The 26,985-nt window shown below is 65.9% G+C and carries 24 protein-coding genes and 1 pseudogene; 16 read left to right on the forward strand and 9 right to left on the reverse strand.

The annotated features are described in order from the left end of the window. Window positions 1-92: 92 nt before the first annotated feature. The 5 genes from ELEN_RS05560 to ELEN_RS05580 form a co-directional block, all read right to left on the reverse strand. Window positions 93-1,307: a molybdopterin molybdotransferase MoeA gene (locus ELEN_RS05560; protein WP_015760404.1), complete on the reverse strand. Its 1,215-nt coding sequence runs from the start codon at window positions 1,305-1,307 to the stop codon at window positions 93-95. Window positions 1,308-1,397: 90 nt separating this feature from the next. Beyond that, window positions 1,398-2,546 (reverse strand): ABC transporter substrate-binding protein, encoded by a 1,149-nt coding sequence (locus tag ELEN_RS05565; protein WP_015760405.1) that lies wholly within the window; start codon window positions 2,544-2,546, stop codon window positions 1,398-1,400. A gap of 35 nt (window positions 2,547-2,581) precedes the next feature. Next, on the reverse strand, window positions 2,582-3,364 hold the full coding sequence (locus tag ELEN_RS05570) for an ABC transporter ATP-binding protein (RefSeq protein WP_015760406.1): 783 nt from the start codon (window positions 3,362-3,364) through the stop codon (window positions 2,582-2,584). Beyond that, window positions 3,361-4,479, reverse strand: coding sequence for a FecCD family ABC transporter permease (locus ELEN_RS05575; RefSeq protein WP_015760407.1), 1,119 nt, complete (start codon window positions 4,477-4,479; stop codon window positions 3,361-3,363). Before ELEN_RS05575 ends, ELEN_RS05570 begins: the two co-directional genes overlap by 4 nt. A gap of 311 nt (window positions 4,480-4,790) precedes the next feature. After that, window positions 4,791-5,624 (reverse strand): DUF364 domain-containing protein, encoded by an 834-nt coding sequence (locus ELEN_RS05580; protein ID WP_015760408.1) that lies wholly within the window; start codon window positions 5,622-5,624, stop codon window positions 4,791-4,793. Between the two features lie 112 nt (window positions 5,625-5,736). Here ELEN_RS05580 and ELEN_RS05585 point away from each other — a divergent pair, with 112 nt between their 5' ends. Next, window positions 5,737-6,609, forward strand: a complete 873-nt coding sequence (locus ELEN_RS05585) for a P-loop NTPase family protein (RefSeq protein WP_009608838.1) — start codon at window positions 5,737-5,739, stop codon at window positions 6,607-6,609. 202 nt (window positions 6,610-6,811) lie between these two features. Beyond that, window positions 6,812-7,522, forward strand: a complete 711-nt coding sequence (locus ELEN_RS05590; protein WP_009304745.1) for a flavin reductase — start codon at window positions 6,812-6,814, stop codon at window positions 7,520-7,522. Window positions 7,523-7,578: 56 nt separating this feature from the next. Here the strand turns inward: ELEN_RS05590 and ELEN_RS05595 are convergent, their stop codons facing one another. From ELEN_RS05595 to ELEN_RS05605, 3 genes and pseudogenes are all read right to left on the reverse strand, one after another. Beyond that, window positions 7,579-8,637 (reverse strand): IS3 family transposase, encoded by a 1,059-nt coding sequence (locus tag ELEN_RS05595; protein ID WP_227791323.1) that lies wholly within the window; start codon window positions 8,635-8,637, stop codon window positions 7,579-7,581. Beyond that, window positions 8,586-8,948 (reverse strand): annotated as a pseudogene (locus ELEN_RS16665) (helix-turn-helix domain-containing protein); the annotation flags it as partial. The pseudogene ELEN_RS16665 and the gene ELEN_RS05595, both read right to left, overlap by 52 nt. A gap of 122 nt (window positions 8,949-9,070) precedes the next feature. Continuing rightward, complete coding sequence (locus ELEN_RS05605) at window positions 9,071-9,979, reverse strand: class I SAM-dependent methyltransferase (RefSeq protein WP_015760411.1); 909 nt, start codon at window positions 9,977-9,979, stop codon at window positions 9,071-9,073. 113 nt (window positions 9,980-10,092) lie between these two features. On the opposite strand from ELEN_RS05605, the gene thyX reads away from it, so the two are divergent. The 9 genes from thyX to ELEN_RS05650 all read left to right on the forward strand — a co-directional run bounded on the left by thyX (window position 10,093) and on the right by ELEN_RS05650 (window position 19,345). Then, window positions 10,093-10,773: an FAD-dependent thymidylate synthase gene (gene thyX, locus ELEN_RS05610; RefSeq protein ID WP_009304741.1), complete on the forward strand. Its 681-nt coding sequence runs from the start codon at window positions 10,093-10,095 to the stop codon at window positions 10,771-10,773. Between the two features lies 1 nt (window position 10,774). Continuing rightward, a complete protein-coding gene (locus ELEN_RS05615) occupies window positions 10,775-12,181 on the forward strand; it encodes a DUF1385 domain-containing protein (RefSeq protein ID WP_015760412.1) in 1,407 nt (468 codons plus the stop codon). A gap of 101 nt (window positions 12,182-12,282) precedes the next feature. Continuing rightward, entirely contained in the window at window positions 12,283-13,059 is a 777-nt protein-coding gene (locus ELEN_RS05620) for an ABC transporter ATP-binding protein (RefSeq protein ID WP_009304738.1), read from the forward strand. Continuing rightward, a complete protein-coding gene (locus ELEN_RS05625; RefSeq protein ID WP_015760413.1) occupies window positions 13,056-14,228 on the forward strand; it encodes an ABC transporter permease in 1,173 nt (390 codons plus the stop codon). The genes ELEN_RS05620 and ELEN_RS05625 overlap by 4 nt, the downstream gene beginning before the upstream one ends. Before the next feature lie 41 nt (window positions 14,229-14,269). Next, window positions 14,270-15,244: a CPBP family intramembrane glutamic endopeptidase gene (locus ELEN_RS05630; RefSeq protein ID WP_015760414.1), complete on the forward strand. Its 975-nt coding sequence runs from the start codon at window positions 14,270-14,272 to the stop codon at window positions 15,242-15,244. Between the two features lie 181 nt (window positions 15,245-15,425). Continuing rightward, the gene (locus ELEN_RS05635) at window positions 15,426-16,157 is read left to right on the forward strand and encodes an amino acid ABC transporter ATP-binding protein (RefSeq protein WP_015760415.1); all 732 of its coding nucleotides are present in this window, start codon (window positions 15,426-15,428) and stop codon (window positions 16,155-16,157) included. A gap of 8 nt (window positions 16,158-16,165) precedes the next feature. Continuing rightward, window positions 16,166-16,990 (forward strand): transporter substrate-binding domain-containing protein, encoded by an 825-nt coding sequence (locus ELEN_RS05640; RefSeq protein WP_009608904.1) that lies wholly within the window; start codon window positions 16,166-16,168, stop codon window positions 16,988-16,990. Continuing rightward, window positions 16,983-18,683: an amino acid ABC transporter permease gene (locus ELEN_RS15905; RefSeq protein ID WP_015760416.1), complete on the forward strand. Its 1,701-nt coding sequence runs from the start codon at window positions 16,983-16,985 to the stop codon at window positions 18,681-18,683. Before ELEN_RS05640 ends, ELEN_RS15905 begins: the two co-directional genes overlap by 8 nt. After that, the gene (locus ELEN_RS05650; RefSeq protein WP_009304731.1) at window positions 18,683-19,345 is read left to right on the forward strand and encodes an amino acid ABC transporter permease; all 663 of its coding nucleotides are present in this window, start codon (window positions 18,683-18,685) and stop codon (window positions 19,343-19,345) included. Before ELEN_RS15905 ends, ELEN_RS05650 begins: the two co-directional genes overlap by 1 nt. A 367-nt stretch (window positions 19,346-19,712) precedes the next feature. Here ELEN_RS05650 and ELEN_RS05655 read toward each other — a convergent pair whose 3' ends face one another. After that, entirely contained in the window at window positions 19,713-20,180 is a 468-nt protein-coding gene (locus ELEN_RS05655) for a hypothetical protein (protein WP_009304730.1), read from the reverse strand. A 213-nt stretch (window positions 20,181-20,393) separates the two neighbouring features. Between ELEN_RS05655 and ELEN_RS05660 the strand changes: the two genes are divergently transcribed. The 5 genes from ELEN_RS05660 (at window position 20,394) to ELEN_RS05680 (ending at window position 26,702) form a co-directional block, all read left to right on the forward strand. Further along, window positions 20,394-20,738, forward strand: a complete 345-nt coding sequence (locus ELEN_RS05660) for a helix-turn-helix domain-containing protein (protein ID WP_227111477.1) — start codon at window positions 20,394-20,396, stop codon at window positions 20,736-20,738. 201 nt (window positions 20,739-20,939) lie between these two features. Continuing rightward, on the forward strand, window positions 20,940-23,489 hold the full coding sequence (locus ELEN_RS05665; protein ID WP_009304728.1) for a DNA topoisomerase I: 2,550 nt from the start codon (window positions 20,940-20,942) through the stop codon (window positions 23,487-23,489). Window positions 23,490-23,604: 115 nt separating this feature from the next. Continuing rightward, the gene (gene mdh / locus ELEN_RS05670) at window positions 23,605-24,528 is read left to right on the forward strand and encodes a malate dehydrogenase (protein ID WP_009304727.1); all 924 of its coding nucleotides are present in this window, start codon (window positions 23,605-23,607) and stop codon (window positions 24,526-24,528) included. 200 nt (window positions 24,529-24,728) lie between these two features. Further along, window positions 24,729-25,520: a nitroreductase family protein gene (locus tag ELEN_RS05675; protein WP_009304726.1), complete on the forward strand. Its 792-nt coding sequence runs from the start codon at window positions 24,729-24,731 to the stop codon at window positions 25,518-25,520. A 3-nt stretch (window positions 25,521-25,523) separates the two neighbouring features. Then, a complete protein-coding gene (locus ELEN_RS05680; RefSeq protein WP_015760417.1) occupies window positions 25,524-26,702 on the forward strand; it encodes a winged helix DNA-binding domain-containing protein in 1,179 nt (392 codons plus the stop codon). The last annotated feature ends 283 nt before the right edge of the window (window positions 26,703-26,985 follow it).

Here is a 26,985-nt window from a genome sequence, read left to right on the forward strand (position 1 = left end):
CGCGCGCGTTGTCGCCCGAAAGCCGTGGTTTTCGCCCTCGAAGCGCGGCTTTCGGGCGACAACGGCATCGGCGGGGCCGCTTCAGGCGCTCCCTAGCCTTGATCGACGAACTCCTCGCCGCGCAGCAACTCCACGTCCAAAAGGTCGCCTTCGGCCCATCCCGCTTCGCCGAGGGGCGAGACGCGCTGCGCGTTCGACGTCATGCACGCGGCCAGCTCCCCGGCTTTGAAATCGAGGAAGTGTGCCGCGTAGCCCTCGTCGTCGCGCGTCACGTGTACGCGGGCTATGTTCGCCATCTTGGGGATGCTCGTCTTCGCGGCATCCGCCCGCGCCTGCACGACGGGGCGGCGGCGCAGCGGAATTCCCAGGATGCGCGCCGTGATCGCTTGCAGGCACCATTCGGAGCCGAAGTAGGCGGCCATGGTGGGGCCGGGCAGATCGACGACCGGTTTGCCGTCGGCTACGGCCAGCATGAGCGGCCGTCCCGGCACGGCGGCGATGTAATGGTGCACCACCTGCCCGCGGCGTTCGATCAGCTTCACGTTGAAATCCTCCTCGCCGAGGGCCGATCCCCCGTTGACCACCACGACGTCGGCGGTGGCGAGCGCCGCCTCGAAGGCGCGTTCGAGCTCGACGGGATCGTCGTGCACGAGGGGGAACACCACGGGTTCGGCACCGTACTCGATGAGGAGGTGCTTGCACATGAGGCTGTTCGTGTCCACGTTTTGACCTCGTCGGGGCTTGATGCCTGCGGGTACGAGCTCGCTGCCCGTGGGAATGAACGCCACGCGCGGTTTGACGCGCACGGGCACCATCGTGGCGCCGCCCATGGCGAGAGCGGCCAGGTCGGTGGGTCGGATAATGCTGCCGGCGCTCATGAGCGGCTCGCCCGCGCGCAGCGTGGAGCCGGCGGGCCGCACGCCCGAACCGGGCTCGACGGTCACGTCGTCGTCGAACGTTACCGATCCGTCCTCCCGAACGACCGCCTTCTCGATCATCACCACGGCGTCGAACGCGTCGGGGAAGTCGTCTCCGGTGTCGGCGCGCACGTAATCCACGCCGGGCTTCCAGCTGCTTGTGTCGGGCATGCCGTTCGCGAACGCTGCCGACTTCACCGCGATGCTGTCGAACGACGAGGCGCGCACCACCGGCAGCGTGTTCGTCGACGCCAGGTCGCAGGCGAGCACGCGTCCCACCGCGTCGTCGAGCGCCACGTACTCGACGCTCCTCGCCGGCTCCCATGCTGCGAAGAAGTCGGCCAGCGCCTCTTCGCGCGACGGGAAACCGTCCATGATCTTCTCTCCCATATGCATCTCCTCGTACCGTTTTTCGTTGATCATAGCAGGAAAGCCCGGCGCGCGCCGGGCTTTCCGTGGACGTGCGATCGATGCGGTGCCCTATGCCTTGGGCTGCGCGTTCGCGGCGATCTCGTTGAACTCGGACTCGCTCAGGTCGTAGCCGTAGAACGTCTTGAAGTAGCCTGCGACCGTCTTGTGCAGGTCGTTGTCGTACTGCTCGGGGTACAGCAGGCGCGGCAGCCACTGCATGCCCAGCACCTGGTTCACCGTCGGCGGGCTGTTCAGCCAGTTCCACGGCGTGCCGGGCACCTTGTAGTAGGAGCCGTTCTTGACGGCGGACAGGTCGGCGAAGGCCGCATCGGAGCCCACCGTGTCGTAGATGCTGTCCGGGCCGAACAGGATGACCGCAGGATCCCAGATAGCCAGCTGTTCCATGCCGATCTCGACGCCGGCGCCGCTGCCGGACACCTTGCCCAGGTCGGCGACGTTGTCGGCCACGAGGTCGATCACCTGGCCCTGGTAGGAGTTCTTCGCGATGGTGTTCGTCCCCTTGTCGCCGAGCAGGTACGCCACCTTCGCGCGGTCGCCCTCGGGAATCTTGCTCATGACGGATACAGTCTCGTCGTAGGCGGCCTTGCAGTAGTCGGACAGCTCCTTGCCGCGATCCTCCATGCCCAACAGCTCGCCGAGCTTCTCGTAGGCTGCGCCGTAGTCCTCCATCTTCGTCTCGATGACCACTACGGGGATGCCCAGCTGCTGCTGCATCGTGTCGAGGTCCTCTTTCATGCCGTCTTTGATCTCGCCGGTGTCGATGAGGATCTGCGCACCGGATGCGGCGACGGCCTCCTTGTTGAGGTCGCCTTTCGCTCCGAACGCGGCTCCTGTCACGGGCAGGTTGGCGTAGTCGCCTCCCAGGTACTTCGCCTGGTCGGCCGTGAGCTCCGTCGAGATCGTCACCAGCTTGTCCGGTGCCATCGTAAGCAGGACCTGCGTGGCGGTGTGGCCCGCCGGCGCGATGCGGTCGATCTTCGCGGGCACTTCCACCGTGCGTCCGGCCGAGTCGGTGAACGTGCGCGTCTCGTTCTGCGCCGCCTGATCGGTTTGCGCGGCGCCGTCGGCGCTTTCGGGTGCGTTCTGCGACGGAGCCTGCGAGCATCCGTTCAGCGCGAACGCCAGTCCCAGACATAGCGCGCCTACGACCAGCAGGCGTTTCGCCCGGGACATGTTCCTTGCGATGGTCCCTCCCATAGAATCTTCCTTTCTTCGACTTCGTTGCCTTGCGTTTACCGCTCTATCTCGCGTACGGGCACGCACACGCGCACCTTGTCGCCGTATAGGGAATTGACCTCCACGTCCACGTCGTAGATGGTGCTGACCAGCTCCTTGGTGATAACGTCTTTGGGGTTTCCGAAGGCGTGCACGCGTCCGTCGTTGATGACGAGCGTTTGGTCGGCGTAAAGAAACGCCTGATCGGGCTGGTGCGTCGATTGGACTATGCTCATGCCTTCGCGCGCGAGCTGGCGCACGGTGGACAGCACGCGCACGGTGTTGCCGTAATCGAGCGCGCTCGTGGGCTCGTCCATGATGATGGTGCGGGCGTTCTGCGCGATGGCGCGCGCGATGAGGACCAGCTGGCGTTCTCCGCCCGATATCTGCGTGTAGGGGCGATGACCCAGATGGGCGATGCCCACGCGCTCGAGCGCATCCCACGCCCGGTCGACGTGCATGCGCTTCGGCGTGGAGAACAAACCTATCCCGCCGCCCGCGCTCATCAGCACCACGTCGAGCACGTCGTAGGCGTAAGTGGACGAATGCGATTGAGGGATGTAGGCGACCTCGCTCGCGCGCTCGCGGATGGAGATCGAGCGCAGGTCCTTCCCGTTCACGCGGATGCTGCCCGTCCAGCTGTTGTTGAGGCACAGGATGCATCGGAACAGGGTCGATTTGCCTACGCCGTTGGGCCCCAGCACGTTCACCAGCGTGTTGTCGGGGATGCGGAAGCTCAGGTCGCGCAGCACATGGTGGCTGCCGTACGAGAAGCTGAGGTGCTCGACATCGATGCTCATAGCCCCTGCTTCCTCCTCGTGATGAGGTACAGGAAGAACGGCGCTCCCACGAACGCGGTCAGGATGCCGATGGGTATCTCGGAGCTGGCCACGAGGCGCGCCACGTCGTCGACGATGAGCAGGAAGCTGGCGCCCATGAGCATGCTGGCGGGCAGCAGCTTGCGGTAGTCGCAGCCGACGATCATGCGCGCGAAGTGGGGGATGACGAGGCCTACCCAGCCGATCATGCCCGAGATTGACACGCTGGCGGCGGTGACGAGGGTGGCGGCCAAGATGACGATGAGCCGCACGCGACGGGCGTTCACGCCCATGGTGGAGGCTTCGTCGTCGCCCATGGTGAGCACGTTGATGCGCCAGCGCAAGGCGAACAGCGCCGCGAGACCGATTGCGATGGGAGGCAGCGCGAAAGCCATGTCGCTCCATTTGGCGCCGGTGAGGCTGCCCATGAGCCAGTAGGTGATGGCGGCCAGCTGGTCGGTAGGGTCGGCGATGAGCTTGGTGAACGACACGCCCGCCTGGAACAGCGAGCTGACCATGACGCCGGCCAGCACCACGATGAGCAGATGGTTGCCCTTGGCGCGCGTGCCGACGGCCAGCACCAGCAGCACGGCGGCGATGGAGCAGGCGAACGCGAACAGCGAGATGCCGAGCGAGCCGAGTCCCAGCAGGATGGCCACTGCGGCGCCGAACGCCGCGCCCTGCGAAGCTCCGAGGATATCGGGGGAGACGAGCGGGTTCTGGAACGTGCCCTGGTAGGCGGCGCCGGCAGTAGCCAGGCTGCAGCCCACCATGAGCGCGAGCACGATGCGCGGCAGACGCACCTGGAAGAACAGCGTCTCTTGCTGGGAGGTCCAGAACGGGTCGATGGGGAGCGCCAGGTTGGCCAGCATGCCGACAGCCTCGATCGGGGTGATGGGGTAGCGGCCCAGCATGAGCGAGGCCAGCGTGCTCGCCAGGACGAGCGCGCCGAGCGCGACTAGGATGAGCGTGCCATGCCGCGCGCTTCGGCGGGAAGCGCATTGAGCCGCCGCCTTGTCGTCGCGCGGCCGAGGGGCCGGCCCCTCGGTGCTTCCGGCGCTCATAGCGCCGGAAGCACCGTCCCCATCCTCCAGCATGTCTTCAACAGCTTCTATTGCCCTCGTCCTTTAACATTCGTAAATGAGAATAATATTTAAATCAATATATACTAAAACGCAATTATTATCAATTGAGCATAATATAAAGACGGTATGAGGCGGGAAGGGCGTTTGAAGCTTGCGAGGGGCGGGCGATAGCCTGGCGCGCGGGCGGGGCGCATGCCGGTTCCGGTGGGTCGCACGGCGGGTCGACCGGAGAATGCGGGCGCGCGTCAACGCGGGCGGTAACGCTCTCGTACAGATGTTTCACGTGAAACATCTGTACGGTTTGCGAGCGGGGGCAGGAGGGGCTAGGCTCGGTCGCGTTCGATCATGGTCATCTGCAAAGCCTCGCCGAAGAACTGGCCGGCACCGTTCTTGATTGCGAAACGGGTCTTCTCCGGATCGGCCACCACGCTGCCGGCGAGCGCGTCGGCTCCCTGCTCGAACAGGACCGACGACATGACCACGCTCGGGCCTACAAGCACGGTGGTCGCATTGCGCGCGAGTTCGAGCAGGCGCGGCGCGGTCTTGTTGATGATGGTGACGCCGGTTATGAAAGCGAAGTCGGTATCGGGCAGCACGTACTCGCACGCGGGGTCGGGCGTGTCGAGCTCCTGCGAGCAGTTGCGTTCGAGCACGGTGAGGTTCGCGTACTCGGCGATGCGGTCGACGTGCGGGAAGTGCCCGACCACCGTGACGTTCTTGCGCTCGGACGCTTCGATACGCGGGCGGTACAGCTCGAAAGCGTCCATCTTGCGGACGGTGCCGTCGGGCAGTTCGATGGGTTCGTCGTAGGTTGCTCCCAACGGGTCGAGCAGCTCCTTGCGCGCGTAGTAGGCGTTGAGCGCCGCCACTCCCAGCGTGGCTTCCTCGAAGCACCACGACTTCGCCAGCTCCGCCATCTCGCGCAGCCCCGTGCCGCGCAGATCCTGCTTGCACGCGCGCCGGGATCCGCCTTTGCAGGTGAAGCTCACGCCCATGCCGCAATCGGCCTCGACGTAGGACCAGTGCGTTCCCAGACAATAATCGCGTACGGCGATATCTTCCGGAATGCCCTCGATCAGGCGGTTGTAGAGCTTCCACGGCGTTGCGTCGTCGCGCGTGTCGGGGCGGCGGACGGCTTCGTTCTCGGAGCGTTTCATGGCAGCCTTCTCTCCTCGAGGCGGCGTGTTCCGTCGCGCCGCCATTCTTCAATATGCGGTAGAGTATAATATACGTTCAAGAATAAACAACCGGGAAGGGGCTGGCGCTGCGATGCTGTTCTTGTTGACGGGCGACGTGCAGATCGGCAAGACGCGCTGGCTTGAGCGCCTTGCCGCCGAGCTGTCGGGTGACGGCGTGCAGGTTGCGGGCGTGCTGGCACCTGGCGTGTGGCGCGTGCGGGAGCCGCACGAGGTTCCGGGCGAACGGGGGCTGGCTGGCGAGGGTCGCTTCGAGAAGCTCGGCATCGACAACGTGCTGCTGCCCGGCGGCGAGCGCGTGCCGTTCGCGCGGCGGCGAGACCTGGCGCTGGCCGAGGGATCGTTCGATCCGACAAGCCAGAGCGCCTCCGCCCAGCTGGCCTGGGAGATCGCGGACGAGGCTATCGCGCGGGTGAACGCGCACTTCGATCGCATCGCGGCCGAGCTGGCTGCGGTTCCCGCGGGAGCGCCGGCTTTGCCGGGAGAAGCGGGCTCCCGGGGCTACGCGCCCCTCCCCGTCGATCCGGCGGCGGGAATGTTTCACGTGAAACATTCGTTCGCGCAAACATATGTTTCACGTGAAACATCTGGAGCGGAGGCGGGCGAGACCCCGGCCGATCCAAGTACGGGAGGTTCGCGCATCGTCGTTCCGGCGGACGAACCCGACGCGGAGGGCTCCGTTACCGTTGGTGCGGAGGGCGGTTTGCTCGTGGTCGACGAGCTGGGGCGGCTCGAACTCATGCGCGACGGCGGGCTCGTTTCTGCGGTGGCGCTTCTGGAGCGCGGGCCCTCGGCGCGGTTCCCCCATGCGCTCGTTGTGGTGCGTGATTGGCTGTGCCCGAGGGCGGAGGAGCGCTTCGCCGGCGCCTGGGATGGGTCGCGCATGCTTTCGCCGGGCGACGACGCGCGCGGTCTCGTGCGGGCTTCGTTCGGCCTTTCCGGCTGAGATCCGTGCTCGTTGTCGTTCGAAAAACACGCTTCGTCCTGCGATTCCGTGTTTTCGGGCGACAATGCGCCGCTCGCTTGTTGGCGTTCGGCTACTGTGCGTCCGGTGCGTTCGACCATGCGGCCAATTCGACCCTTGCTTTCCTTAATGAGAATGATTATCATTAAAATAGAAGAAAACGAGAAGAGGGAAAGGTGTCCGCATGATCGATCAGACCGCGTTCTTCAGCTTGAGCTACGGGCTCTACATCGTCGGCGCGACGGACGGCGAACGTCGCGCCGCCTGCGTCGCTAACACGTTCCAGCAGGTCACGTCGTCGCCGTTGCAAGTAAGCGTGGCGCTGAACAAGGAGAACGCCACCACGGACGTCATTCTCGACTCCGGCCGCTTCACCGTGTCGTGCCTGGCGCAGGACGCCACGATGGAGCTCATCGGCACGTTCGGCTTCCGTTGCAGCACCGACCTGGACAAGTTCGCCTCTTGCGAGACGGGCGTCGACGCGGCGGGCGTGCCGTTCGTGGCCGAGCAGTGCGTGGCGCGCTTCTCGGTGCGCGTTGTGCAGGCGGTGAACCTGGGCACGCACATCCTCTACATCGGCGAGGTGGAGGAAGCCGAGAAGCTGTGTGCGGGCGATCCGATGACGTACGCCTACTACCACCTGGTCAAGGGCGGCAAGACGCCGCCGAAGGCATCGAGCTACCTGCCCGACGCGCCCGATGCGGCGCCGGCAGCCGCGGCAGCGGCCGGCGAGGGCGACGCGGAGGCTCCGAAGCCCAAGTACGCCTGGCGCTGCAAGGTGTGCGGCCACATCGAATACGGCGACGAGCTGCCCGATGACTTCACCTGCCCCGTGTGCAGCGTGGGTCCCGACATGTTCGAGCGCATCGAGCTGCAAGGCGCGCGAACGGCATAAAAGGGCGGTATAAAGTGAACTGCGCCCCGGTTCTTGGACAAGGAAAATAAAGGTGGCTATGCTGCTAAGGACTGGTTCCGGAATTCCTCCGGGGTCAGTCCTTTCAGTTTAACCTGCCTTCGCCTCGTGTTCCAGTGGACGATGTACGCCTCGAGCCTCTCCTTGAACTCCTCGAAGCTCTCGAAGCTCTGCCCGCGGAAGAACTCGTCCTTGATATGGCCGAAGACCTGCTCGGTCGCGCCGTTGTCGATGCAGTTGCCCTTTCTCGACATGCTCTGGACGATGCCCGCCTCCTCGAGCGTCTTGCAATAACCGTCGTGCTGGTACTGCCATCCCATGTCGGAGTGCATGACCGGGCTCGCGGCCTCCGGCATCTTCGCCAGCAGGCCTTCCAGCATCTCCTTTTGCTGCGCCATGTTCGCAGACCGCGATATGCTCCAGGACACGATCTCCTTGCTGCCGAAGTCGTACGCTGGGGCAAAGTAGGCCCTGCCCCACGGGGCCTTGAACTCGGTGACGTCCGTGCCGAGCTTCTGCCAGGGTTCGTCGGCTGAGAAGTCCCTGTCCAGGACGTTGTCGAACGCCCTGCCGACAACGCCTTTGAACGAGTTGTACCTGTGGTAGTCGCTCTCGCGCCGGATGCCGCAGCTGATGCCCATCTCGTGCATGATCTTCAGTGCGGTCTTGTCGGCTATCGCCACGTCCTCCTCGGCGCGCAGGGCCATGGCGACCTGCCTGTGTCCGCAGCCGTTGGCCGTGCGGGAGAACACCTCCGCCACCTTCTCCCATAGCTCCGGCCTCGTCGGCCTCGGCGGGTGCGAGCGGGCGCGGTAGTAAGTCGATCTCGGGAGCCCGGCGGCTGCCAACAGGTCGGAAAGAGCGTGGCCTTGCCCTGAAAGCATCTCGATCACTTGGGACTTCTCCCAGCTCGAGACTTCTCCGCCTCCAGGGCGCGGACTTTTTTTAAGTAGGCGTTCTCGGCTTCGAGCCTGCGCACGCGCGCCTCGAGCTCTTGCTCGCGCGTCTTGGGCGCGCTTTGAGCCGCAGATCCCTTCGGCCTGCCCTTGGGCTTGGGCCTGAGAGCGTCGGCCCCGCCTTCGCGGTAGAGCCGGCACCAGGAGTCGAGCGGGGTCCTCGACGCGATGCCGAAGGCGGCCATGGCCTCGGGCTTGCCCATCCCCTCGTCCACGACGGCCCGAGCTGCGGCGACCTTCGTCTCCCAAGCGTATCTCGTTTTCCGGCTACCCATGCAGAGCAGCACCTCGCTTCCGACCGACCTGTACGTCAGAAGCCATTTTTCCACGATGCTGGCCGACATGCAAAGCCTCGCGGCGACGATGTCCCTGCCGTACCCCTCGTCGAACAGCTCGACCGCTAGTTCGCGCATCTTCCTGTCATGCTTCGGCGGCATAAAGAAGCCTCCCATCTCTCGAACTTTACTTTCTTGTCCAAGAAATGGGAGGCAGTTCAAAGGGGACCGCCTCTTTCTATGCCACCTTTCTGTGTCGGAGCGCGTCCCGAACGGCGATCGGCCGTTCGGGACGCGCTCTACTTGTTCCAAGCGATGAACGCCCAGGTGACCGTTCGGGGCTCGCGCAGGCGCAGGGACTTCTCCGGAAGCCCCTTCTTGTCGGGCTGCCCGGCGCGCTCGTTCGGCACGAGGTTCTCTTCCAGCCAGCAGCGCAGGCGACCGAACGCCTCCGCGCGCTCTTCGGCTCCGACGGTCGCGCCCACGGCATCGTCCGCCATGCGCGCGAACGCGTCGTAGGCATCGTCGAGCGAGTCGAACGTGTCGGTGCGCTCGCTGTCGATGTAGGAAACCTCGGGGCGCAGTCCCTCGTTCGCCAGGATGTTGAACGCATAGAGGTAGTCGCGGCCGAGCACGCTGGAAAGGCCCATGGCGTTGAGGATGCGCTCGTCGGTGCGCGGCGACGAGCCGGTGGCCAGCGTGACGCATACGCGGCGGCGCGCCACGTCGGTGAGGCGCAGCAGCGAATCGCGCAGATCGGCGGTCGCGACGGAGCGCGAGGCGAGCGCCACATCTACCATGCCCGGGCGCACGCCGAGGCTGGGCCAATCGTCGGCCCAGCTCATCTGCTTGGGGAACACCGTGCGCACGCCCTCGCGGTCGAGCGCTTCCCGCAGCTGGCCGAGCATGCCCTGCGAGAAATCGGCGGCCACCACCTTGTGGCCCCGTTTGCCCAACGGCACCGACAGCGCGCCTGTGCCGCAGCCCATGTCGAACACCGTCTCGCCCTCGCGGATGCCGGCTAGCTCGAGGAACCGCTCGACGTAAGGGTTCGGCGCGTCCTTCGTGGTGAACGTGGCCGACCGCTTGTCCCAGTAGCTCGCGTCGTCGAAGCGGCGTCGTGCCTGCTGGAGCCGCTTCCACTCCTCGTTCCAATCGCGGGCGGTCAGCGGGTTGACAAAGGACTCGGACGTGTTGTTTTCGGGCATGGCGCGCCTCTCGCTTTGATGGTTGCGGGCTTTTAGGTACTATACTAGCGAAATGAAACGCCTCTGTGCGCGCGATCCGCCGAATTTATCCCGAAACGAGGAGCATTCATCTTATGCAAGTCGAACTGCTGTACCACACGCCCGACCCCGAGCGCGCGATCGCCACGGCGGCGCGCCTGTGCTACGCGCCCGTCGGCGCGGCCGAGCTGATGGAGGCCATGCCGGAGGAGCGCGTGAAAAGCGTGCTGTCCACCATCATGAGCGCGGGCCATACGTCCACGCTCGAGCACGCCAGCTACACGTTCGCGGTGGACGGCGTCTCGCGTGCCCTTACGCACCAGCTGGTGCGCCACCGCATCGCCAGCTTCAACCAGCAGAGCCAGCGCTACGTGAAGTTCACCGACGGCCTGGCCACTGTGAAGCCTGAAAGCGTTGCCGCGAACGAGGAGACGAACGCGGTGTTCGACGAGGCTATCGCGGCCGCCATCGAGGCGTACGAGAAGCTGCTGGCCGCGGGCGTTCCCGCCGAGGACGCGCGCTACCTGCTGCCGAACGCGGCTGAGACGAAGATCGTTATCACGATGAACGTGCGCGAGCTGCTGCATTTCTTCAGCTTGCGCTGCTGCAACCGCGCGCAGTGGGAGATCCGCGAGATGGCGCACCGCATGCTGGAGCTGGCGAAGCCCACGGCGCCGTTCGTCTTCATGGACGCGGGCGCGCCCTGCATCCGCGGCAACTGTCCCGAAGGCAAGATGACCTGCGGGAACCCGTACCCGCGCGTGAAAAGGGCCTAGCATGGCCGAGCAGAAGAGCGACCTGTCGCGGGCGTTCTCCGAGGACGGTGCGCTGAAGACGCACGTAGGCGGCCAGGCGCTCATCGAGGGCATCATGATGCGCGGCAAGTACAACTGGTCGGTGGCCGTGCGGGAGCCCGACGGCGGCATCTACGTGGAAGAGCATGACCTGGCCTCGGGGCGCAAGAAGAACGGTTGGATGTACTGGTCGCTCGTGCGCGGATGCCGAGCTATGCTGGAGTCGCTCGTGCTGGGCTACAAGGCGCTCGAGATCGCGGCGCTGCATGCGTTCGCGGAAGAGGGGGAAGACGAACCTGCGGCGGCCGAGGAGGCGGGAGGGGTCTGCAGCTCGGACAGTCCTGCTCGCACTAACAGTCCGCTGGACTGTTCGGCTCGTGCGGAACTCGCCTCAGACCCCTCCCGCCCCCTCGGCGATGGCATCGAATCTTCTGCCGACGCCGACGCTGACGGCGGCGACGATGCGCGCCTTGAACCCGTTCTTGCTGCAGAAGCCGAGGAGGAGAGGGCTTTCTCCTGGAAGGAGGATTTCGGGCGGCCGGATACGATGATCGATGCGTTGGGGGCGCAGCGTTCCCTCGAGGTGGTTTCCGAGCCGGAATCCTCTCCCGAGTCCCAGTCCCGGCCCGAACCCGCCAAGAAGTCCTTCATGGACGAGGAGGTGGAGTTCGGCAAGAAAGAGATGGCCGTGTCGATGGTGCTGGGCCTCGTGCTGGGCGTGGTGCTGTTCATCGTGGCGCCGGCGTTCATCACGAACCTCATCGTGGGCGAGTACGACCAGAACACCGTGCTGTGGAACATCGTGGACGGCTTGCTTCGCGTGGGCGTGTTCGTGTTCTACCTGTGGCTGATCGGCCGCATGCAGGAGATCAAGCGCATGTTCGGCTATCACGGCGCGGAGCACAAGACCATCCACTGCTACGAGCACGGCCTGCCGCTCACGCCCGAGAACGCGCGCAGCTTCCCGCGCCTGCACGTGCGCTGCGGCACGGCGTTCCTCATCATGGTCATGGTCATCGCCATCTTCGTGTACACGGTGACGCCCATCAACGGGCTCATCGAGCTGTGGGGCGTGCCGGACGGCGCGCCGAAGCTGGCGCTGGTCATCCTCGTGCGCATCCTGCTGATGCCCGTCATCGCCGGCATCTCCTACGAGATCACGGTGAAGTGGGCGGGCAGCAACCCCGACAACCCGCTGGTGAAGGTGGTGTTGTGGCCCGGCATGCAGATGCAGTACCTCACCACGAACGAGCCCGACGACGGCCAGATCGAGTGTGCCATCGCCGCCATGCAGAAGGTGCTCGAGCGCGAGGAGGCCGAAGAGGCTGGCGAGAAGGCGGCAGCCGGCGCGCCCGATAACGCCGACGAGCCGGCGACGGCGACCGCGTAGAGCGCTCGATCGGGGGTGCGGGCGGAAAAACGCTTGCCCCCCCCCCCTCGCTGTTATACTCATGCGGAACCGTTCCCTATCCGACTCAAAGAGGTGAGCCGATGGAATATGCCATATCCGCACGAGGTCTGCGGAAGTCTTTCAAGCTCTCGGCCAAGCAGCGCAAGCTCGAACGCACCGACGCGCGCGTGAAGACCGCGGTGGACGGCTTGTCGTTCGACGTGGCGCCGGGCGAGATATACGGGCTGCTCGGCCCGAACGGCGCCGGCAAGACCACGACGCTGCGCATGTTGGCCGCGCTCGTGAAGCCTGACGAGGGCGACGCGCTGATCGAGGGCGTCTCCGTCGTGGACGATCCCGCGGGCGTGCGCAGCCTCATCGGCTTCCTCACGAGCGAGCTCAAGCTGGAAGACGTCTTCTCGCCCGACTACCTGTTCGACTTCTTCTCCGAGCTGCACCATGTCGACGCGCCCGTGCGCGACGAGCGCAAGCGCCAGCTGTTCGCGCGCTTCGGCATCGACCGCTTCGCGCAGACGAAGGTGGCCGACCTGTCCACCGGCATGAAGCAGAAGGCATCGCTGGCCATCTCGCTCGTGCACGATCCGCGCGTCATCATCTTCGACGAGCCGACGAACGGCCTGGACGTGCTCACGGCCAAGACGGTGACCGACTTCTTGCTGGAACTGGCGGCCGACGGTAGGACGGTGCTCTTGTCCACCCACATCTTCAGCCTGGTGGAGAAGGTGTGCGACCGCGTGGGCGTCGTCATCGACGGGCGCATGGCGGCCTCGGGAACGCTGTCGGAGGTGGCGGGGGAGCGCTCGTTGGAAGACGCGTTCTTCGACCTGTACGCGGCGAGCGTGAAGGAGGCATCGTGAAAGGCAACGCGTGGGCCATCGCGCGCAAGGAACTGGCGCGCTTCTTCAGCAACAAGGCCTCGGCGCTCGTGTCCATCGTGCTGCCGGGCCTGCTCATCTTCCTCATGTGGACGTTCATGGGCGATGCGATGGGCGGTATGTTCAAGACCGATATGAGCAAGCCTCCGACGGTGGCTGTGGTGAACGCGCCCGAAAGCGTGAAAGCGCTTGCGGCGGATTCGATCGTCGACATGCGGGACGAGCCTTCGCTGCCCGGCGCCGATGAGATGCGCGAACGCATCGAGCAAGGCGACGTCAAGGCGTTCGCGGTGTTTCCGGAGGGCTTCGACGAAGCCGTGGCGGCGTATGACCCCGCATCGGGCGTGCCGGCGCCGCAGGTGGAGATCTACTTCAACTCCACCGACCCCGATTCCAGCCAAGCGCGCTCGACCTTCGCCGCGATGCTGGACTCCTACGAGTCGTCGCTGTCGAACCGCTTCGACGTCAACGCGGGTGGAGCCGGCTACGACGTGGCCGAGGAGCGCGACGTCGCGGGCATGCTCGTGGTGTCCATCGTGCCGCTTCTGCTGCTCATCCTCGTGTTCAGCAGCGTCATGTCCATCGCGGCCGAGTCGGTGGCGGGCGAGAAGGAGCGCGGCACCATGGCCACGCTCCTGGCCACGCCCATCAAGAGGCACGATATCGCGCTGGGCAAGGTGCTGGCCATCACCGTCATCGGCCTGCTCATCGCGGCGTCCAGCGCCATCGGCATCTTCTCGGGGCTGCCCGGCATCATGCAGGGCTCGGTCGACATCAACGTGTACGGCCCGGTCGAATACGTGTTGCTGGCGCTGGTCATCCTGTCGATGACGCTCGTCATCGTCGCGCTGATCACCGTGGTGTCCACGCTGGCGAAATCGGTCAAAGAGGCCACCATGTTCCTGACGCCGCTCATGATCGTGGTGATGCTCGTGGGCGTCCTCGGCATGTTCGGCGACGCGAAGGCCGAGGTTGCGTACTACCTCGTTCCGCTGTACAACTCGGTGCAGTGCATGATCGGCATCTTCTCGTTCGATTTCCAGCCCCTCAACGTGGCAGTCTGCGTGATCGCCAACCTCGCGTACGCCGGCGTCGGCGTGCTTGCGCTGCAGCGCATGTTCGACAGCGAGCGCCTCATGTTCGCGCGCTAGGCCGGCGCCGCTCGCGCGCTATCGAAGAAAGAAGGTTGGTCATGAAGATGATTTTCAAGAACAAGCATGGCATGGTGCGATCCGGATGGATCATCGCGCTGTGCATGGCCGCGTTCTACGCTCTCGGCTATGCGTTCTCCGCCCTGCTCATCGATGCTTTGCGCATGATTCTTGATGCCGCCAGCCTCGATGCTGCGTCATACGATGCGCTCGTCGATTGGATGAGCGCATCGGTGCTGCCCGTTGCCCTGCAGTTCTTGACGGAGGGCATCATGCTGGCCGTCCCCTTGGCTGCGTGGAGGATCATGAGGTATCGTTGGGAAGACCTCGGCCTCCGTGATTTTCGCGCCCGGTTCAAGAAAGACGGCGTTGTCGGGATGGCGCTGGGTTTCGCGGCGTGCAGCGCCATCTTCCTGCTGCTGCTCGCCACCGGCAACGTGGTAGTCGAGGGGGTCAATTCGCCGTTTTCTCTCTCGCTTTTCGCCTGGGTGCTCGTGTTCGTTGCGGTGGGCATCGCCGAAGAGGTCATGAATCGCGGGTTCATCATGTCGGTTTTGCGGAGGACGAACAGCAGGTTCCTGGTGATCGTCGTGCCGTCGCTGATCTTCGGGTTGATCCATCTCACCAATCCGAACGTCACCTTGCTCTCGGTCGTCAACATCGTATTGCTTGGGATCGCCCTTTCCCTCATGTACTACAAATCGGGCAATGTATGGATGTGCATAGGGTTCCATATCGCTTGGAACCTGTTCCAGTCGGTCGTGTACGGCATGCCGGTGAGCGGCTTGGATGTTCCCGCGTTCCTGGTGAGCGCCTACCCGGTTGGAAACCTGCTCAACGGGGGCGGTTTCGGCATCGAGGGCGGCGTGCTCACCACTGTTGCCGCCGTGTCCGTCATGGCGTTCACCCTTTTCTATTACCGCACGTCCGAGTATCGTTTCTTCGGCGACCACGCGAATGCGCCGCAGAGCCCGGCGGCGGTCGGGCAGGACGAGGAGGCTCCCGCGATTCGATAGGAGGCGCGGACCGGTTTCGTATGGAACGCGACCGATTCCGCTATCGTCAAGCTCCCGTAACCTTCCTGCCATCTGGGATGATGGGGCGCATGCTAGACTGAACGATGCATGTTGTCACTGTCAGTCGACCGCGGCGCCCCTCGAAGATCGCGGCCTGGAACCTTTACGGGAGGCGTCAAGCGTGGCTCAAGCGATCACGGTTACGGACATTCGCAAGAACTTCGGCGCGGTCGAGGCGCTTAAAGGCGTTTCGCTCGATGTGGCCGATGGAGAGAAAGTCGTCGTCATCGGGCCGTCCGGCTCGGGCAAAAGCGTGCTCATCCGTTGCATCGACGGTCTTGAGGTGCCCGATTCGGGCACGGTGGTGGTCGAAGGCATGAACCTGTCGGACCGCAAGGTGAACGCCCGTGCGCTGGCTCGCGACGTGGCCATGGTGTTCCAAAGCTACAACCTCTACCCGCACAAGACCGTGCTCGAGAACGTGACGCTGGCACCCATCAAGGTGCTGAAGGTGCCGCGCGAGCAGGCCGAGCGCGACGGGCGCGCCTATCTGGAGCGCGTGGGGCTTTCCGACAAGGTGGACAAGTACCCCGACCAGCTCTCTGGCGGGCAGCAGCAGCGCGTGGCCATCGCCCGCGCCCTCAACATGCATCCCAAGATCATGCTGCTGGACGAGCCCACGAGCGCGCTCGATCCCGAGATGGTGCAGGAGGTGCTCGACGTCATCAAGTCGCTGGCCGAGACGAACATGACCATCGTCATGGTCACTCACGAGATGGGTCTGGCGCGCGAGGCGGCCGACAAGGTCGTATTCATGGAGAACGGCCTGGTGGTAGACCAGGGCACGCCCCATTACTTGTTCGACGAGACCGACAACGCTCGCGTCAAGAGCTTCCTGTCGAAGATCCTGTAGGCGCGGCCATGATCACGAGAAGAACGTTCATACGCTCCTCGGCGCTGGTTGCGTCGACACTCGTGCTGGGCGGGGCGACGGGCGGCCTCGCCGGTTGCGCCGGCGGCGCAGACGTGCTGCGCGTGGGCACGAAGATCGACGTGCCCGGCTTCGGCTTCCAGAATCCCGAGACGGGCAACATCGAGGGCATGGAAGTGGACATCGCGCGCGAGCTGGCGAAGCGCATCAAGGGCAGCCCCGACGCGCTGCGGGTGACCGGCGTGAACGTCACCACGCGCGGCGCGATGCTGGACAACGGCACGCTCGATGCCACGCTGGCCACGTTCACCATCACCGAGGCGCGCAAGAAGAGCTACAACTTCTCGCGCCCGTACTACACCGATCACATCGGCGTGCTGGTGAAGAAGTCCTCGGGTATCGTCGATCTCAAAGACCTCGACGGAAAGACCGTGGGCGTGGCGCTGTCGGCCACGACGCGCGACAAGCTGACCGCCGCCGGCGACGAGATCGGCATCCACATGAGCTTCGCCGAGTACTCGACGTATCCGGAGATCAAGATCGCGCTGGTCACCGGCCGCGTGGACGCGTTCTCGGTGGACCGCTCCATCCTGAATGGCTACGTGGACGACTCCACCATGCTGCTGGACGCGCAGTTCGCGCCCCAGGAGTACGGCGTGGCCACGAAGAAGTCGAACACCGAGCTTGCCGACCAGGTGGACGCCGCCATCGGCGCTATGGCCGACGACGGCACGCTGACGGCGCTGCAAGAGCGGTGGGGGCTCTCGACCGAGACGCCTGCCGGCGAGGAAGAGGGAGGCGAGGCGCATGCTTGACATCTTCGCCCCCTACAAGTGGGAGGCGCTGTTCGAGCGCTGGCCCGACATCCTCATGGCGTTCGGCACCACCGTCGGCATCTCGGTGCTCGCGCTGGTCATCGCGCTGGCGCTGGGCATCGTGTTCGGCGTGCTGTCGGTGTCGCGCATCCCCGTGCTGCGCGGCATCACCCGCGTGTACGTGGAAGTGGTGCAGAACGTGCCGCTGCTTCTGCAGGTATTCGTGTTCTACGCCATCTTCCCGCTGCTGGGCCTGTCGCTGGCCGCGTTCTGGATCGGGGTCCTGGCCATCGGCATCTACCACGGCGGCTACATCTCCGAGGTGGTGCGCAGCGGCATCGGCTCCATCCACCGCGGGCAGTTCGAGGCGGCGAAGAGCCAGGGCTTCTCGTACTGGCAGTCGATGTTCGTGATCATCCTGCCCCAGGCCATCCGCATCATCATGCCGCCGCTTGCCGTGCAGGCGGCCAACCTGGTGAAGAACACGTCGGTGCTCGCGCTCATCGCGGGCGGCGAGCTCATGTACTTCTCGAACTCGTTCGCGGGCGCGACGAGCTACTACGGGCCGGTGTACGTGGTGGCGGCGCTGCTGTACTTCGCCATCTGCTTCCCGCTGTCGCGTCTGGCTCTGTACCTGGAGCATCGCACGCGCTCGCATAGGCATCTGGCCACCGGCGACGCCACCGAGGCGTTGGCCGAGGACACGATGGAGGTCACGCCGGGCACGCACGACATCACCGGGCGCGCGGCGGCCGACACGATGGCGGGCGGCGTGCAGACCATGTACGGCACCGTGGACATCGCCCCGGCGCGCGTGGCGCCCTCGCCGCGCCATCCGCTGCACGCGCTTGCCGAGGACGCGCTGGAGCCGGGCGTGGCGCCGGAGGACCCGTACGACCAGACGTTCACCGGCAACCAGGCGGCCGAGATCGCCGACGAGATCGGGCGCGAGATCGCCCAGGAGATCGCCGACGAGTACGGCGACGACGAGCGGGCGGCGCGCGCCATGCGCACGAAGTCCGGGCGTTTGAAGGCGCATCGGCGCCTCGAGCGCCGCGTGGCCGCGCGGCGCGGCGTGGAAGGCGCGCGCGAAACCGGCGCGGCGGTGCCCGTCGCGCCGAGCGCCGCCGCCGAAGGCGAGCGGGACGAGCGGGCGAGCCGTCGCAGCCCCGAGGCCGACGAGGCGCTGGCCTCGCGCGCCGAGACCGTGACGAGCGACCGTATCACGCGCGACGTGAAGCGTCGCGTCGACGAAAGCGCGCGGGCGCGATCCGCGCGCGACCGGGTCCGCGATGAGGCGGAGCTGGGAGAGGAGGCTTTCTTGGATAACGACTACCTGCCGGGCGAGCTGGAGCAGCCCGATGAGCGCATCGCGCAGGTGCGCAGCCCTCGCGACGAAGCCGATCTCGATGCCGAGGCCGAGAGCGCTACGGCGCGGGAAGACCGTCGCGAGCTTCGCGAGGAGCGCCGCGAACGCCGCGAACGCCGCGAGGCGCGCGAGCGGGCCGACCGGACCGGCGGTCCCCAGACCGTGCAGCCCGACGACGTGCGCCTCGACGAGGAGGCGGATCGGGCGCTCGAGGACGCCGAGGAGGCCGCCGAGACCGACGAGCGTTCCATGGACGTCGAGCGCGCCGAGCTGGCCGAGGGCGAAGAGGCGGCCACGACCGACGACGGGCGGAAGGATCGCTGATGAGCGATATCGCCGCGCTGTTCACCTGGGTCAACATGCGCTTCCTGTTGCAGGGGCTCGGCATGACGCTGCTCATATCCGCTTTGGCCATCCTCTGCTCGGTGGTGCTGGGCACGGTCATCTCGGTCATGCGCACGTCGAACGCCCGCGTGCTGCGGGGCATAGCCACCGTGTACATCGAGATATTCAAGAACACGCCGCTGTTGCTGTGGATCATGTTCACGTTCTTCGTGGCGCAGTTGCCGCCCATCGGCGCGGCCGTGCTGGCGTTCACCCTGTTCACAAGCGCGAGCGTGGCGGAGATCGTGCGCGGCGGCCTGGCCAGCGTGCCGCACGGCCAGTACGAGGCGGCGCGTTCGCAGGGCTTCTCCACCGTGCAGACGTACGTGCTGATCATCCTGCCGCAAGCGCTGCGCAACATGGTGCCCGCGCTGCTGTCGCAGTTCGTGACCACCATCAAGGACACGAGCTACCTGTGGGGCGCCATGGCGTTGCAGGAGCTCATGGGCCGCGGCATGATCCTCATGAACAGCTACAACTCCACCGCGCAGATCTTCGCCATCTTCGGCATCATGGCGCTTATCTACTTCATCGTGTGCTTCACGCTGTCGCAGATCGTCCGCGCCTACCAGCGCAGGCTGAAGGAAGCCCGCGCCGCGTAGGGAGGGTTGCACGAGCGCGTTTCCCAGCCATCCCGAGCGCAGCGCGAAGTCGAAGGATCCCCCTGCGCGTCATCCGAACGGCGTTCCGCCGACCGGGGCCGCCGCATGCGACAACAGCGGCGGGCCTATGTGCGGCAAAATCGGGCTTTTGGCAGCACGGAAACGAGCTTCTCGCGGAGGCGGTCGGGCGATCAGGCGTTTTCCCGACAGCTTGGCGATCGGGCGTCTTCTTGCGGCGTTCGAAACGTGAAAACGCTGCCAAAAGTTCGATTTTGCTGCAGATCGATCCCTGGAAACGTGCGCGAGACGGAATTTGCGCCATGCGGCGAGCCGTTCTATCCCGCACCGCTTGCCTCGGCTGCCGACGCTACTGCACGTAGGCGAGGTAGGGGAGGTAAGCCTGCGCGCTTTCGGGGACGGCGAGCGTGACCGTCTGGCCGTAGACCTCGACGGAGACGTAGCCGGGATCGTCGTAGGTGGTGACGGTGCCGTTGATGCCGAGGGCGTTACCGTCGATGGTGCCGGTGGCCGTGGCGGTGGAGGGCAGCGAGGCGGCTTGCCATCCGTCGATGTCGAGCTGCTCGATGGCTTGATCGACCTGGCTTTCGCTGAGGCCGGTCGCCGCGGCGATGCTCGCTTTGCTGCCCTCGAGGGCGCTCTTGGCCTTGTCCTTGAGGCCGGTCGCGTCGATGGCCGCGTTCGCGGCGGCTGCCTTCGCGTCGTTCGCCAGGTCGCTGGCGGGGCCCGATCCGGTGCCCGAGAAGGCGAACACGCCCACGATGCCTACGATGATGAGGGCGATCAGCCCGAGGAACACGCCCAGGACTCGTTTCATGCGTAACCTCCCGTATCTCGACCCAGAGGGCCGTTGCGTTCGGCGGGACGCCGCCGCTGCTGCGTTCGTGGTGCGTGCGGAGCGGGGCGGTGGGTCGTTTCGGCGGCTCATCCCTTGCGATCAAGGGTACCCGAGAACGGGGCGCTTCACAAAACGACCCCAGCATCTTCAACCCGCGGTAACGAAATAACCACTCGATTTCCGGAAGTGCGCATGCGACGCGTGCGCGAGGAGTGCGCCGCCGCTCTGCCGGTACAAACGGGATTGGGAAGAGAGGCGGCCTTTATGACCACGCTCAGCGAATACCATGCGGAGCAGATGAAAGACCCGGAATACGCCGCTGAATACGAGCGTTTGCGGCCGGAGTACGACATCATCGATGCGATTATCGCGGCGCGTGCCGAAGAGAATCTCACTCAGCGCGAGCTCGCGCAGCGGTGCGGCATGAAGCAGAGCGCGTTCGCCCGGCTGGAGTCCGGCAACGCCAACCCCACGCTCGAAACGCTCAAGCGCGTGGCCGAGGGTCTCGGCAAGCAGCTGCGCATCAGTTTCGTCTAGCGCGTCCGTTTTCGCCAGCTTGGCAATTTCTCTCGCGCGGCGCGGAAAATCGTGTATGCTAACACCTGCTGTGCCCGAACGGCGCGGCGCATGCGCGCTTGACGGCGCGCCCATCCCCGCACACGTTAATAAATAGGTGGGGCAACCGTGTGAACGAAACAAGGCTGCGGGAGGCGGCCGGAAAGAACAGGAGGGAACCGCGTGAAGCTGGTGGTAACCGAGAAGAACGACGCGGCTCAGAAGATCGCCGATTTGCTTGGCGTGAAGAAACCCAAGGCGGACAAGGTGTACTCGACGCCGGTGTACCGCTTCGACGTGGACGGCGAGGAATGGGTGACCATCGGCCTGCGCGGCCACATCCTGGAGCCCGACTTCGCGCCGACGATGGTGTACAAGAAGCGCGGGGGATGGCAGGGCGTCACCGAGGAGGGCGAAACGCTTCCGGCGGAGCTGCCCGCGTCGCTGCCGAAGCCCCCGTTCAAAAAGAAGAAGCCCTTCACCGAGGACGGCGTGGAGCTGAAATCCTGGAAGATGGACGCGCTGCCGTACCTCGTGTACGCGCCCATCAACAAGCTGCCCAAGGAGAAGGAGATCATCCGCTCCCTGAAGAACCTCGCGAAGAAGGCCGACTCGGTCATCATCGCCACCGACTTCGACCGCGAGGGCGAGCTCATCGGAAGCGACGCGCTCAGCTGCATCCAGGAAGTGAACCCCACGGCGCCCGTGTCGCGCGCCCGCTACTCGGCGTTCACGAAAGAGGAGATCACGCACGCCTTCGACAACCTCGTCGAGCTCGACGTGAACCTCGCCTCCGCCGGCGCCTCGCGCCAGGACATCGACCTCATCTGGGGCGCGGTGCTCACGCGCTACCTGACGCTCGTGAAGTTCGCCGGCTACGGCAACGTGCGCTCGTCGGGTCGCGTGCAAACTCCCACGCTCGCCCTCGTCGTGGCGCGCGAGCGCGAGCGCCTCGCGTTCGTCCCCGAGGACTACTGGGTGATTCGCGGCGCGTTCGGTGCCGATCCCGACTCGTTCGAGGCCCCGCATGCCACCGCGCGCTTCAAGGCGGAGGCCGAGGCGCAGGCCGTCATGGCCCATGTGGAGGGCGCCACGCGCGCCACGGTGGCGTCCGTCGAGAAGAAGAAGCGCACCGTGCAGCCGCCCGCGCCGTTCAACACCACCTCGCTCATGGCGGCGGCGTCGGCCGAGGGCCTGAGCCCCGCGCGCACCATGCGCATAGCCGAGAGCCTGTACATGGACGGCTACATCTCGTACCCCCGCGTGGACAACACGGTGTACCCGAGCTCGCTCGACCTCGCCGACACGGTGAAGGCCATCTCCGGCAACCCGGCCTACGCGCCGTACTGCAAGGAGCTACTGGCGAAGGGCAAGCTCACGGCCACGCGCGGCAAGAAGGAGACGACGGACCACCCGCCCATCTACCCGACCGCCAAGGCCACGCCCGACGATCTGGCTCCCGCCGACTACAAGTTGTACAACCTCATCGCGCGGCGCTTTTTGGCGACGCTGTCCGAGGCGGCCGTCATCGAGGGCACGAAGGTCACCCTCGACGTGAACGCCGAGCCGTTCGTGGCGAAGGGCGACGTTCTGGTGAAGCCGGGCTACCGCGCTATCTACCCCTACGGCCTCAAGAAAGACGAGCAGCTGCCCGCGCTTTCCGAGGGCGAGACCGTCGCGTTCAACGGCGCCGTCTGCACGAAGAAGCAGACCGAGCCGCCCGCGCGCTACAGCCAGGGCAAGCTCATCCAGGAGATGGAGAAGCTGGGCCTGGGCACGAAGTCCACGCGCCATGCCATCATCGAGCGCCTCTATGCGGTGAAGTACTGCATGAACGACCCCATCGAGCCCAGCCAGCTGGGCATGGCCGTGTGCGATGCGCTGGACAAGTTCGCCCCGCACATCACGCACCCCGAGATGACGGCCGAGCTGGAAGAGGAGATGGACAACATCGCCGAGGGCCGCACGACGAAGGCCCAGGTGGTGGACACGAGCCGCAACCTTTTGTCCGAGCAGCTGGCCAGCCTGCTGCCGCACTCCGAGGAGGTGAAGGAGGCCCTGGCCGACGCCGTGGCCGCCGACGCCTACGTGGGCCCGTGCCCGAAATGCGGCAAGGACCTGCAGCTGCGCGCCTCGCAGAAGACCCGCAGCATGTTCATCGGCTGCGCCGGCTGGCCCGACTGCGACGTCACGTACCCGCTGCCGAAGGGCAAGGTGGAGGCCGTCCCCGAGCCGTGTCCCACGTGCGGCATGCCCCAGGTGAAGGTGACCGCGTTCCGCAGCAAACCGCGCACCATCTGCATCGACCCGCATTGCTCCACGAACCAGGAGCCCGACGTGGTGGTGGGCGAGTGCCCGGCCTGCAAGGAGAAGGGCATCCAGGCGAAGCTGATCGCGCAGAAGAACCCGCGCACCCTGAAGCGCTTCATCCGCTGCGAGAACTACGATGACTGCGGCACGGGCTATCCGCTGCCCCAGTACGGCGCGCTCACGGCCACCGAGGAGGTGTGCGAGCACTGCGGCGCCCCGATGGTGATCGTCACCACCGCGCGCGGCCCGTGGAAGCTGTGCCCCAACTTCGACTGCCCCGGCAAGGAGCAGAAGGAAGACGAGAAGGGTGCCAAGGGCGCCAAGGGGACGGCGGCCAAGAAGCCGGCGGCGAAGGCTCCCGCGAAGAAGCCCGCGGCGAAGAAAGCCCCGGCCAAACGCGCGCCCGCCGCGAAGAAGGACTAGGCGAAAGCGCGGAAGGCGTGAAGAAACCGTCCGCTTGGCCCGCCGAGAAAACACAGCGACGGGCCAAGCGGTACAATCATGCGAAGTACGATCAACGAGCGAGGAGAGCTATCACATGCCCAAGGTAACCATCGTCGGCGCCGGCAACGTCGGTGCCACCGCAGCCCACATCATCGCGTCCAAGAACCTGGCCGACGTCGTGCTCATCGACGTGGCCGAGGGCCTGCCGCAGGGCAAGGCGCTCGACATGATGCACATGCGCAGCGTCGAGCAGTTCACGGTCAAGGTGATCGGCACGAACGATTACGCCGACACGCGCGATTCCGACGTGGTGGTCATCACTGCCGGCATCGCCCGCAAGCCCGGCATGACGCGCGAGGACCTGCTCGGCGTGAACGCCGGCATCATGAAGTCGGTGATCGGCCAGGCCATGGAGGCGTCCCCGAACGCCGTGTTCATCTGCGTGACGAACCCGCTCGACGTGATGACGACGCTGGCGTTCCGGGAGTCCGGCCTGCCCGCGAACCGTCTCATGGGCATGGGCGGCGTGCTGGACTCCTCGCGTCTGGCGTTCGCGGTGTGCGAGCAGCTGGGCTGCGCGCCGGCCGACGTGACCGCCTGGGCCGTGGGCGCGCACGGCGAGGGCATGGTGTGCTGGCCGCGCTTCACCACGGTGGACGGCACCCCCATCACTGAACTCATGGACGAGGCGGCCGTGGCCAGCGTGGTGCAGCGCTGCGTGAAGGGCGGCGCCGAAGTGGTGGCCTTCCTCAAGACCGGCAGCGCCTACTACGCGCCCGGCGCGTCCATCGCGAAGATGGTGGAGGCCATCCTCACGGATTCGCACGAGGTGATGAGCGTGTGCGCGCACATCGACGGCCAGTACGGCATCGAGGATCTCTACATGAACGTTCCGGTGCGCCTCGGCAAGAACGGCGTCGAAGAGGTCGTGGAGTTCGACCTGAACGATGACGAGCTGGCCGCGCTGCGCGCCAGCGCCGACAGCGTGCGCGCGGGATTGGCGAACCTGCCGGAGTAGCCGATCTGCGAGACGGGGGAGGGAGCCGCGCAGAACTTCCCGCACGCGCAGCGATTGCTGCCGTACGGACTCCTCCTGTCCCTGCCGGTTGAGAGGGTCGGCGTAGGTTGCGATAGTGCGGATCGGGGGAGCGTCGCTTGGGCGGCGCTCCCCGTCGTTAAGGGAGGGGTTGCGCTCCCCCTGGGAAGGAAGGGCTCAGCATGCTGGTCGAGATCGACGAGAGGTACTGTATCGGGTGCGGGCGCTGCGTGGACGATTGCGTGGGCGCGAACCTTGAGGTAGAGGGCGTCACGGCGCGCGTGAAAGGGCTCTGCATCCTGTGCGGGCACTGCGTGGCCGTGTGCCCCACCGGGGCGGTGTCCATTCCAAGCTACGATATGGCTGACGTGGAAACATGCGTGCCCGCCGGCGCGGCTGTCGATCCTCGCACAATGCTTCGGGTCGTCAAGTCGCGTCGCAGCGTACGCGACTACCTCCCGAATACGATCGAGCAGGACACGCTGCGCCTCGTGCTAGAGGCGGGACGCTACACCGCCACGGCGAAGAACGCCCAAGGCTGCCGCTTCATCGTGGTGCAGGACGAGCTCGACGAGTTCAAGCGCCTCGTGTGGGACGGCATCGAGGGCATGCTGGCGCCCCCTGCCGCCGACAAGCCGCGCTGGGTCAAGCTCTACAAGCCCTTCCTGGTCGACGCGCGGGCGGGGCGGCAGGACTTCCTGTTCCGCAATGCGCCCGCCGTCGCGTTCGTGGCGGCCGAGCGCGCCGACGACGCGGGGCTGGCCGCGCAGAACATGGAGCTCGTGGCGGCATCGCTCGGCTTGGGCGCCCTGTTCAACGGCTACCTGTGCCGCGCGGCCGAGGAGCTTCCCGCCGTGAAGGCGTTCCTCGAAGCGGAGGACAAGCCGCTGCAGATATGCATGCTGCTGGGCCATCCCGCCGTCTCCTACCGGCGAACCGCGCCGCGCCGCGCCGGCGACTTCGTGATGAAGTAGCGCATGAAGGTTGTAAGCGTCGAGCAGGCGCGACGGCATCGTTTGCGCGCGCATCATCTCGATCGCGCATACGGCATCGAAGACGCGGCGGAGCTTGCGGGCGCGTGCGGAATGCAGAACACGCCGCCGGGCGCATGGGAGACGGCCTTGTTCAACCGCGCGCCGGCCTGTCGCAGGGAAGATGCCGAGCGCCTGCTGTACGGGGAGAAGACGCTCGTGCAGGCGTGGAGCCTGCGCGGCGCGCCCGTGGTGTTCCCCGCGGCCGAAAGCGCGGCGTTCCTGTCGGCGCTCGTTCCGGCGAAGGGCGAGCCGTGGGCGTACACGAAGGGCATCGGCCTTGCGCTCGATGCGCTGGGCATGGAGTTCGACCGGCTGCTCGAACTGCTCGTGCGGGCGATGCCGCGCCTCGACGACGAGGCGATCGCGAGCAAGGTGGCGCTCGATCAAACGTTGGCGGATTGGGTCGAGCCGCTGCTTCCTGCGAACAAGCGCGCGGCGTGGCGACAGCCGTCGATGTACGGCAGCCCCGACAAGCAGACGGTGGGAGGAGCCGCGGTGTCGTTCTTGCTGCGCCCGTGCTCGTTCATGGGCCTCGTCGTGTTCGGCGAGCGCGCCGGCGCAACGCCCACGTTCACCTCGTACCGAAGGTGGACGGGCGGCGCGCTGCAGCCGGACGCTGACGCCGCCGCGCGTCTGGTGCGGAAGTTCGTCCATTGCTACGGGCCGACGAGGCCCGATGCGCTCGCGGCCTGGACGGGGTGCTCGGGCGCGCAGGCGCGCCGCATGTGGAAGGGCATTGCGGACGAGCTGGAGCCGGTGGAGTTCGGCGGCAAGAAGGCATGGGCGCTGGCGGCCGACCTCGATGCGCTCGCATCGGCGGAGCCGCCGGAGCGCGAGGTGCTGCTGCTTGCCGGCCACGATCCCTATCTCGATCAACGCGACCGCGCCACCTTGCAGGTCGACGTTTCGTTGCAGCGGCGTATCTGGAAGACCGTTGCGAACCCCGGCGTCGTCGTGCGCAACGGGGAGGCCGTGGGCACGTGGACGGCCAAGAAGAAGGGTGCGGGCCTGTCCGTCTCGCTGGCTACGTGGGTTGCCTGCTCCGAACAGAAGCTGCGCGACCTCGCCGAGGCCTACGCCGCCTTTCGGGGTTTGAAGCTGTTGGGCGTGAGCTTCGAGTAGCATCTCGGCTCGTCCCGAGAAACATCGCGAATGCACGGTTTCCGGACTCCATGTGCGGCAAAATCGTCGTTTTGGCACGTCGAGCTCGTTCGGAAGCCGTGTTCCGGAACACCGTCGGAACGCGAGCTGGGGTTTCGCCTGGCCGATTCCCAGAAAAAGGCGTCGAAGCCCGTCGAGACTGCCAAAACGACGATTTTGCCGCACATCGCCTTAAGGAAAGGTGCGGCGGGACGCCGGATGCGGGCGAGCGTATGCGTTCATGGGAAGATTTGCCGAAGCGATC

It is taken from the genome of Eggerthella lenta DSM 2243 (assembly GCF_000024265.1).
Lineage (GTDB): Bacteria > Actinomycetota > Coriobacteriia > Coriobacteriales > Eggerthellaceae > Eggerthella > Eggerthella lenta.

Excerpts from the sequence above, each read along its gene's own strand:
- ELEN_RS05660 (WP_227111477.1), top strand. The coding sequence starts at position 20,394 with ATGCGACGCGTGCGCGAGGAGTGCGCCGCCGCTCTGCCGGTACAAACG.
- ELEN_RS05630 (WP_015760414.1), top strand. The coding sequence starts at position 14,270 with ATGAAGATGATTTTCAAGAACAAGCATGGCATGGTGCGATCCGGATGG.
- ELEN_RS05680 (WP_015760417.1), top strand. The coding sequence starts at position 25,524 with ATGAAGGTTGTAAGCGTCGAGCAGGCGCGACGGCATCGTTTGCGCGCG.
- ELEN_RS05585 (WP_009608838.1), top strand. The coding sequence starts at position 5,737 with ATGCTGTTCTTGTTGACGGGCGACGTGCAGATCGGCAAGACGCGCTGG.
- ELEN_RS05580 (WP_015760408.1), bottom strand. The coding sequence starts at position 5,624 with ATGAAACGCTCCGAGAACGAAGCCGTCCGCCGCCCCGACACGCGCGAC.
- ELEN_RS05575 (WP_015760407.1), bottom strand. The coding sequence starts at position 4,479 with ATGCTGGAGGATGGGGACGGTGCTTCCGGCGCTATGAGCGCCGGAAGC.
- ELEN_RS05615 (WP_015760412.1), top strand. The coding sequence starts at position 10,775 with ATGGCCGAGCAGAAGAGCGACCTGTCGCGGGCGTTCTCCGAGGACGGT.
- ELEN_RS05620 (WP_009304738.1), top strand. The coding sequence starts at position 12,283 with ATGGAATATGCCATATCCGCACGAGGTCTGCGGAAGTCTTTCAAGCTC.
- ELEN_RS05570 (WP_015760406.1), bottom strand. The coding sequence starts at position 3,364 with ATGAGCATCGATGTCGAGCACCTCAGCTTCTCGTACGGCAGCCACCAT.
- thyX (WP_009304741.1), top strand. The coding sequence starts at position 10,093 with ATGCAAGTCGAACTGCTGTACCACACGCCCGACCCCGAGCGCGCGATC.
- ELEN_RS05675 (WP_009304726.1), top strand. The coding sequence starts at position 24,729 with ATGCTGGTCGAGATCGACGAGAGGTACTGTATCGGGTGCGGGCGCTGC.
- ELEN_RS05640 (WP_009608904.1), top strand. The coding sequence starts at position 16,166 with ATGATCACGAGAAGAACGTTCATACGCTCCTCGGCGCTGGTTGCGTCG.
- ELEN_RS15905 (WP_015760416.1), top strand. The coding sequence starts at position 16,983 with ATGCTTGACATCTTCGCCCCCTACAAGTGGGAGGCGCTGTTCGAGCGC.
- ELEN_RS05565 (WP_015760405.1), bottom strand. The coding sequence starts at position 2,546 with ATGGGAGGGACCATCGCAAGGAACATGTCCCGGGCGAAACGCCTGCTG.
- ELEN_RS05655 (WP_009304730.1), bottom strand. The coding sequence starts at position 20,180 with ATGAAACGAGTCCTGGGCGTGTTCCTCGGGCTGATCGCCCTCATCATC.
- ELEN_RS05650 (WP_009304731.1), top strand. The coding sequence starts at position 18,683 with ATGAGCGATATCGCCGCGCTGTTCACCTGGGTCAACATGCGCTTCCTG.
- ELEN_RS05560 (WP_015760404.1), bottom strand. The coding sequence starts at position 1,307 with ATGGGAGAGAAGATCATGGACGGTTTCCCGTCGCGCGAAGAGGCGCTG.
- ELEN_RS05590 (WP_009304745.1), top strand. The coding sequence starts at position 6,812 with ATGATCGATCAGACCGCGTTCTTCAGCTTGAGCTACGGGCTCTACATC.
- ELEN_RS05605 (WP_015760411.1), bottom strand. The coding sequence starts at position 9,979 with ATGCCCGAAAACAACACGTCCGAGTCCTTTGTCAACCCGCTGACCGCC.
- mdh (WP_009304727.1), top strand. The coding sequence starts at position 23,605 with ATGCCCAAGGTAACCATCGTCGGCGCCGGCAACGTCGGTGCCACCGCA.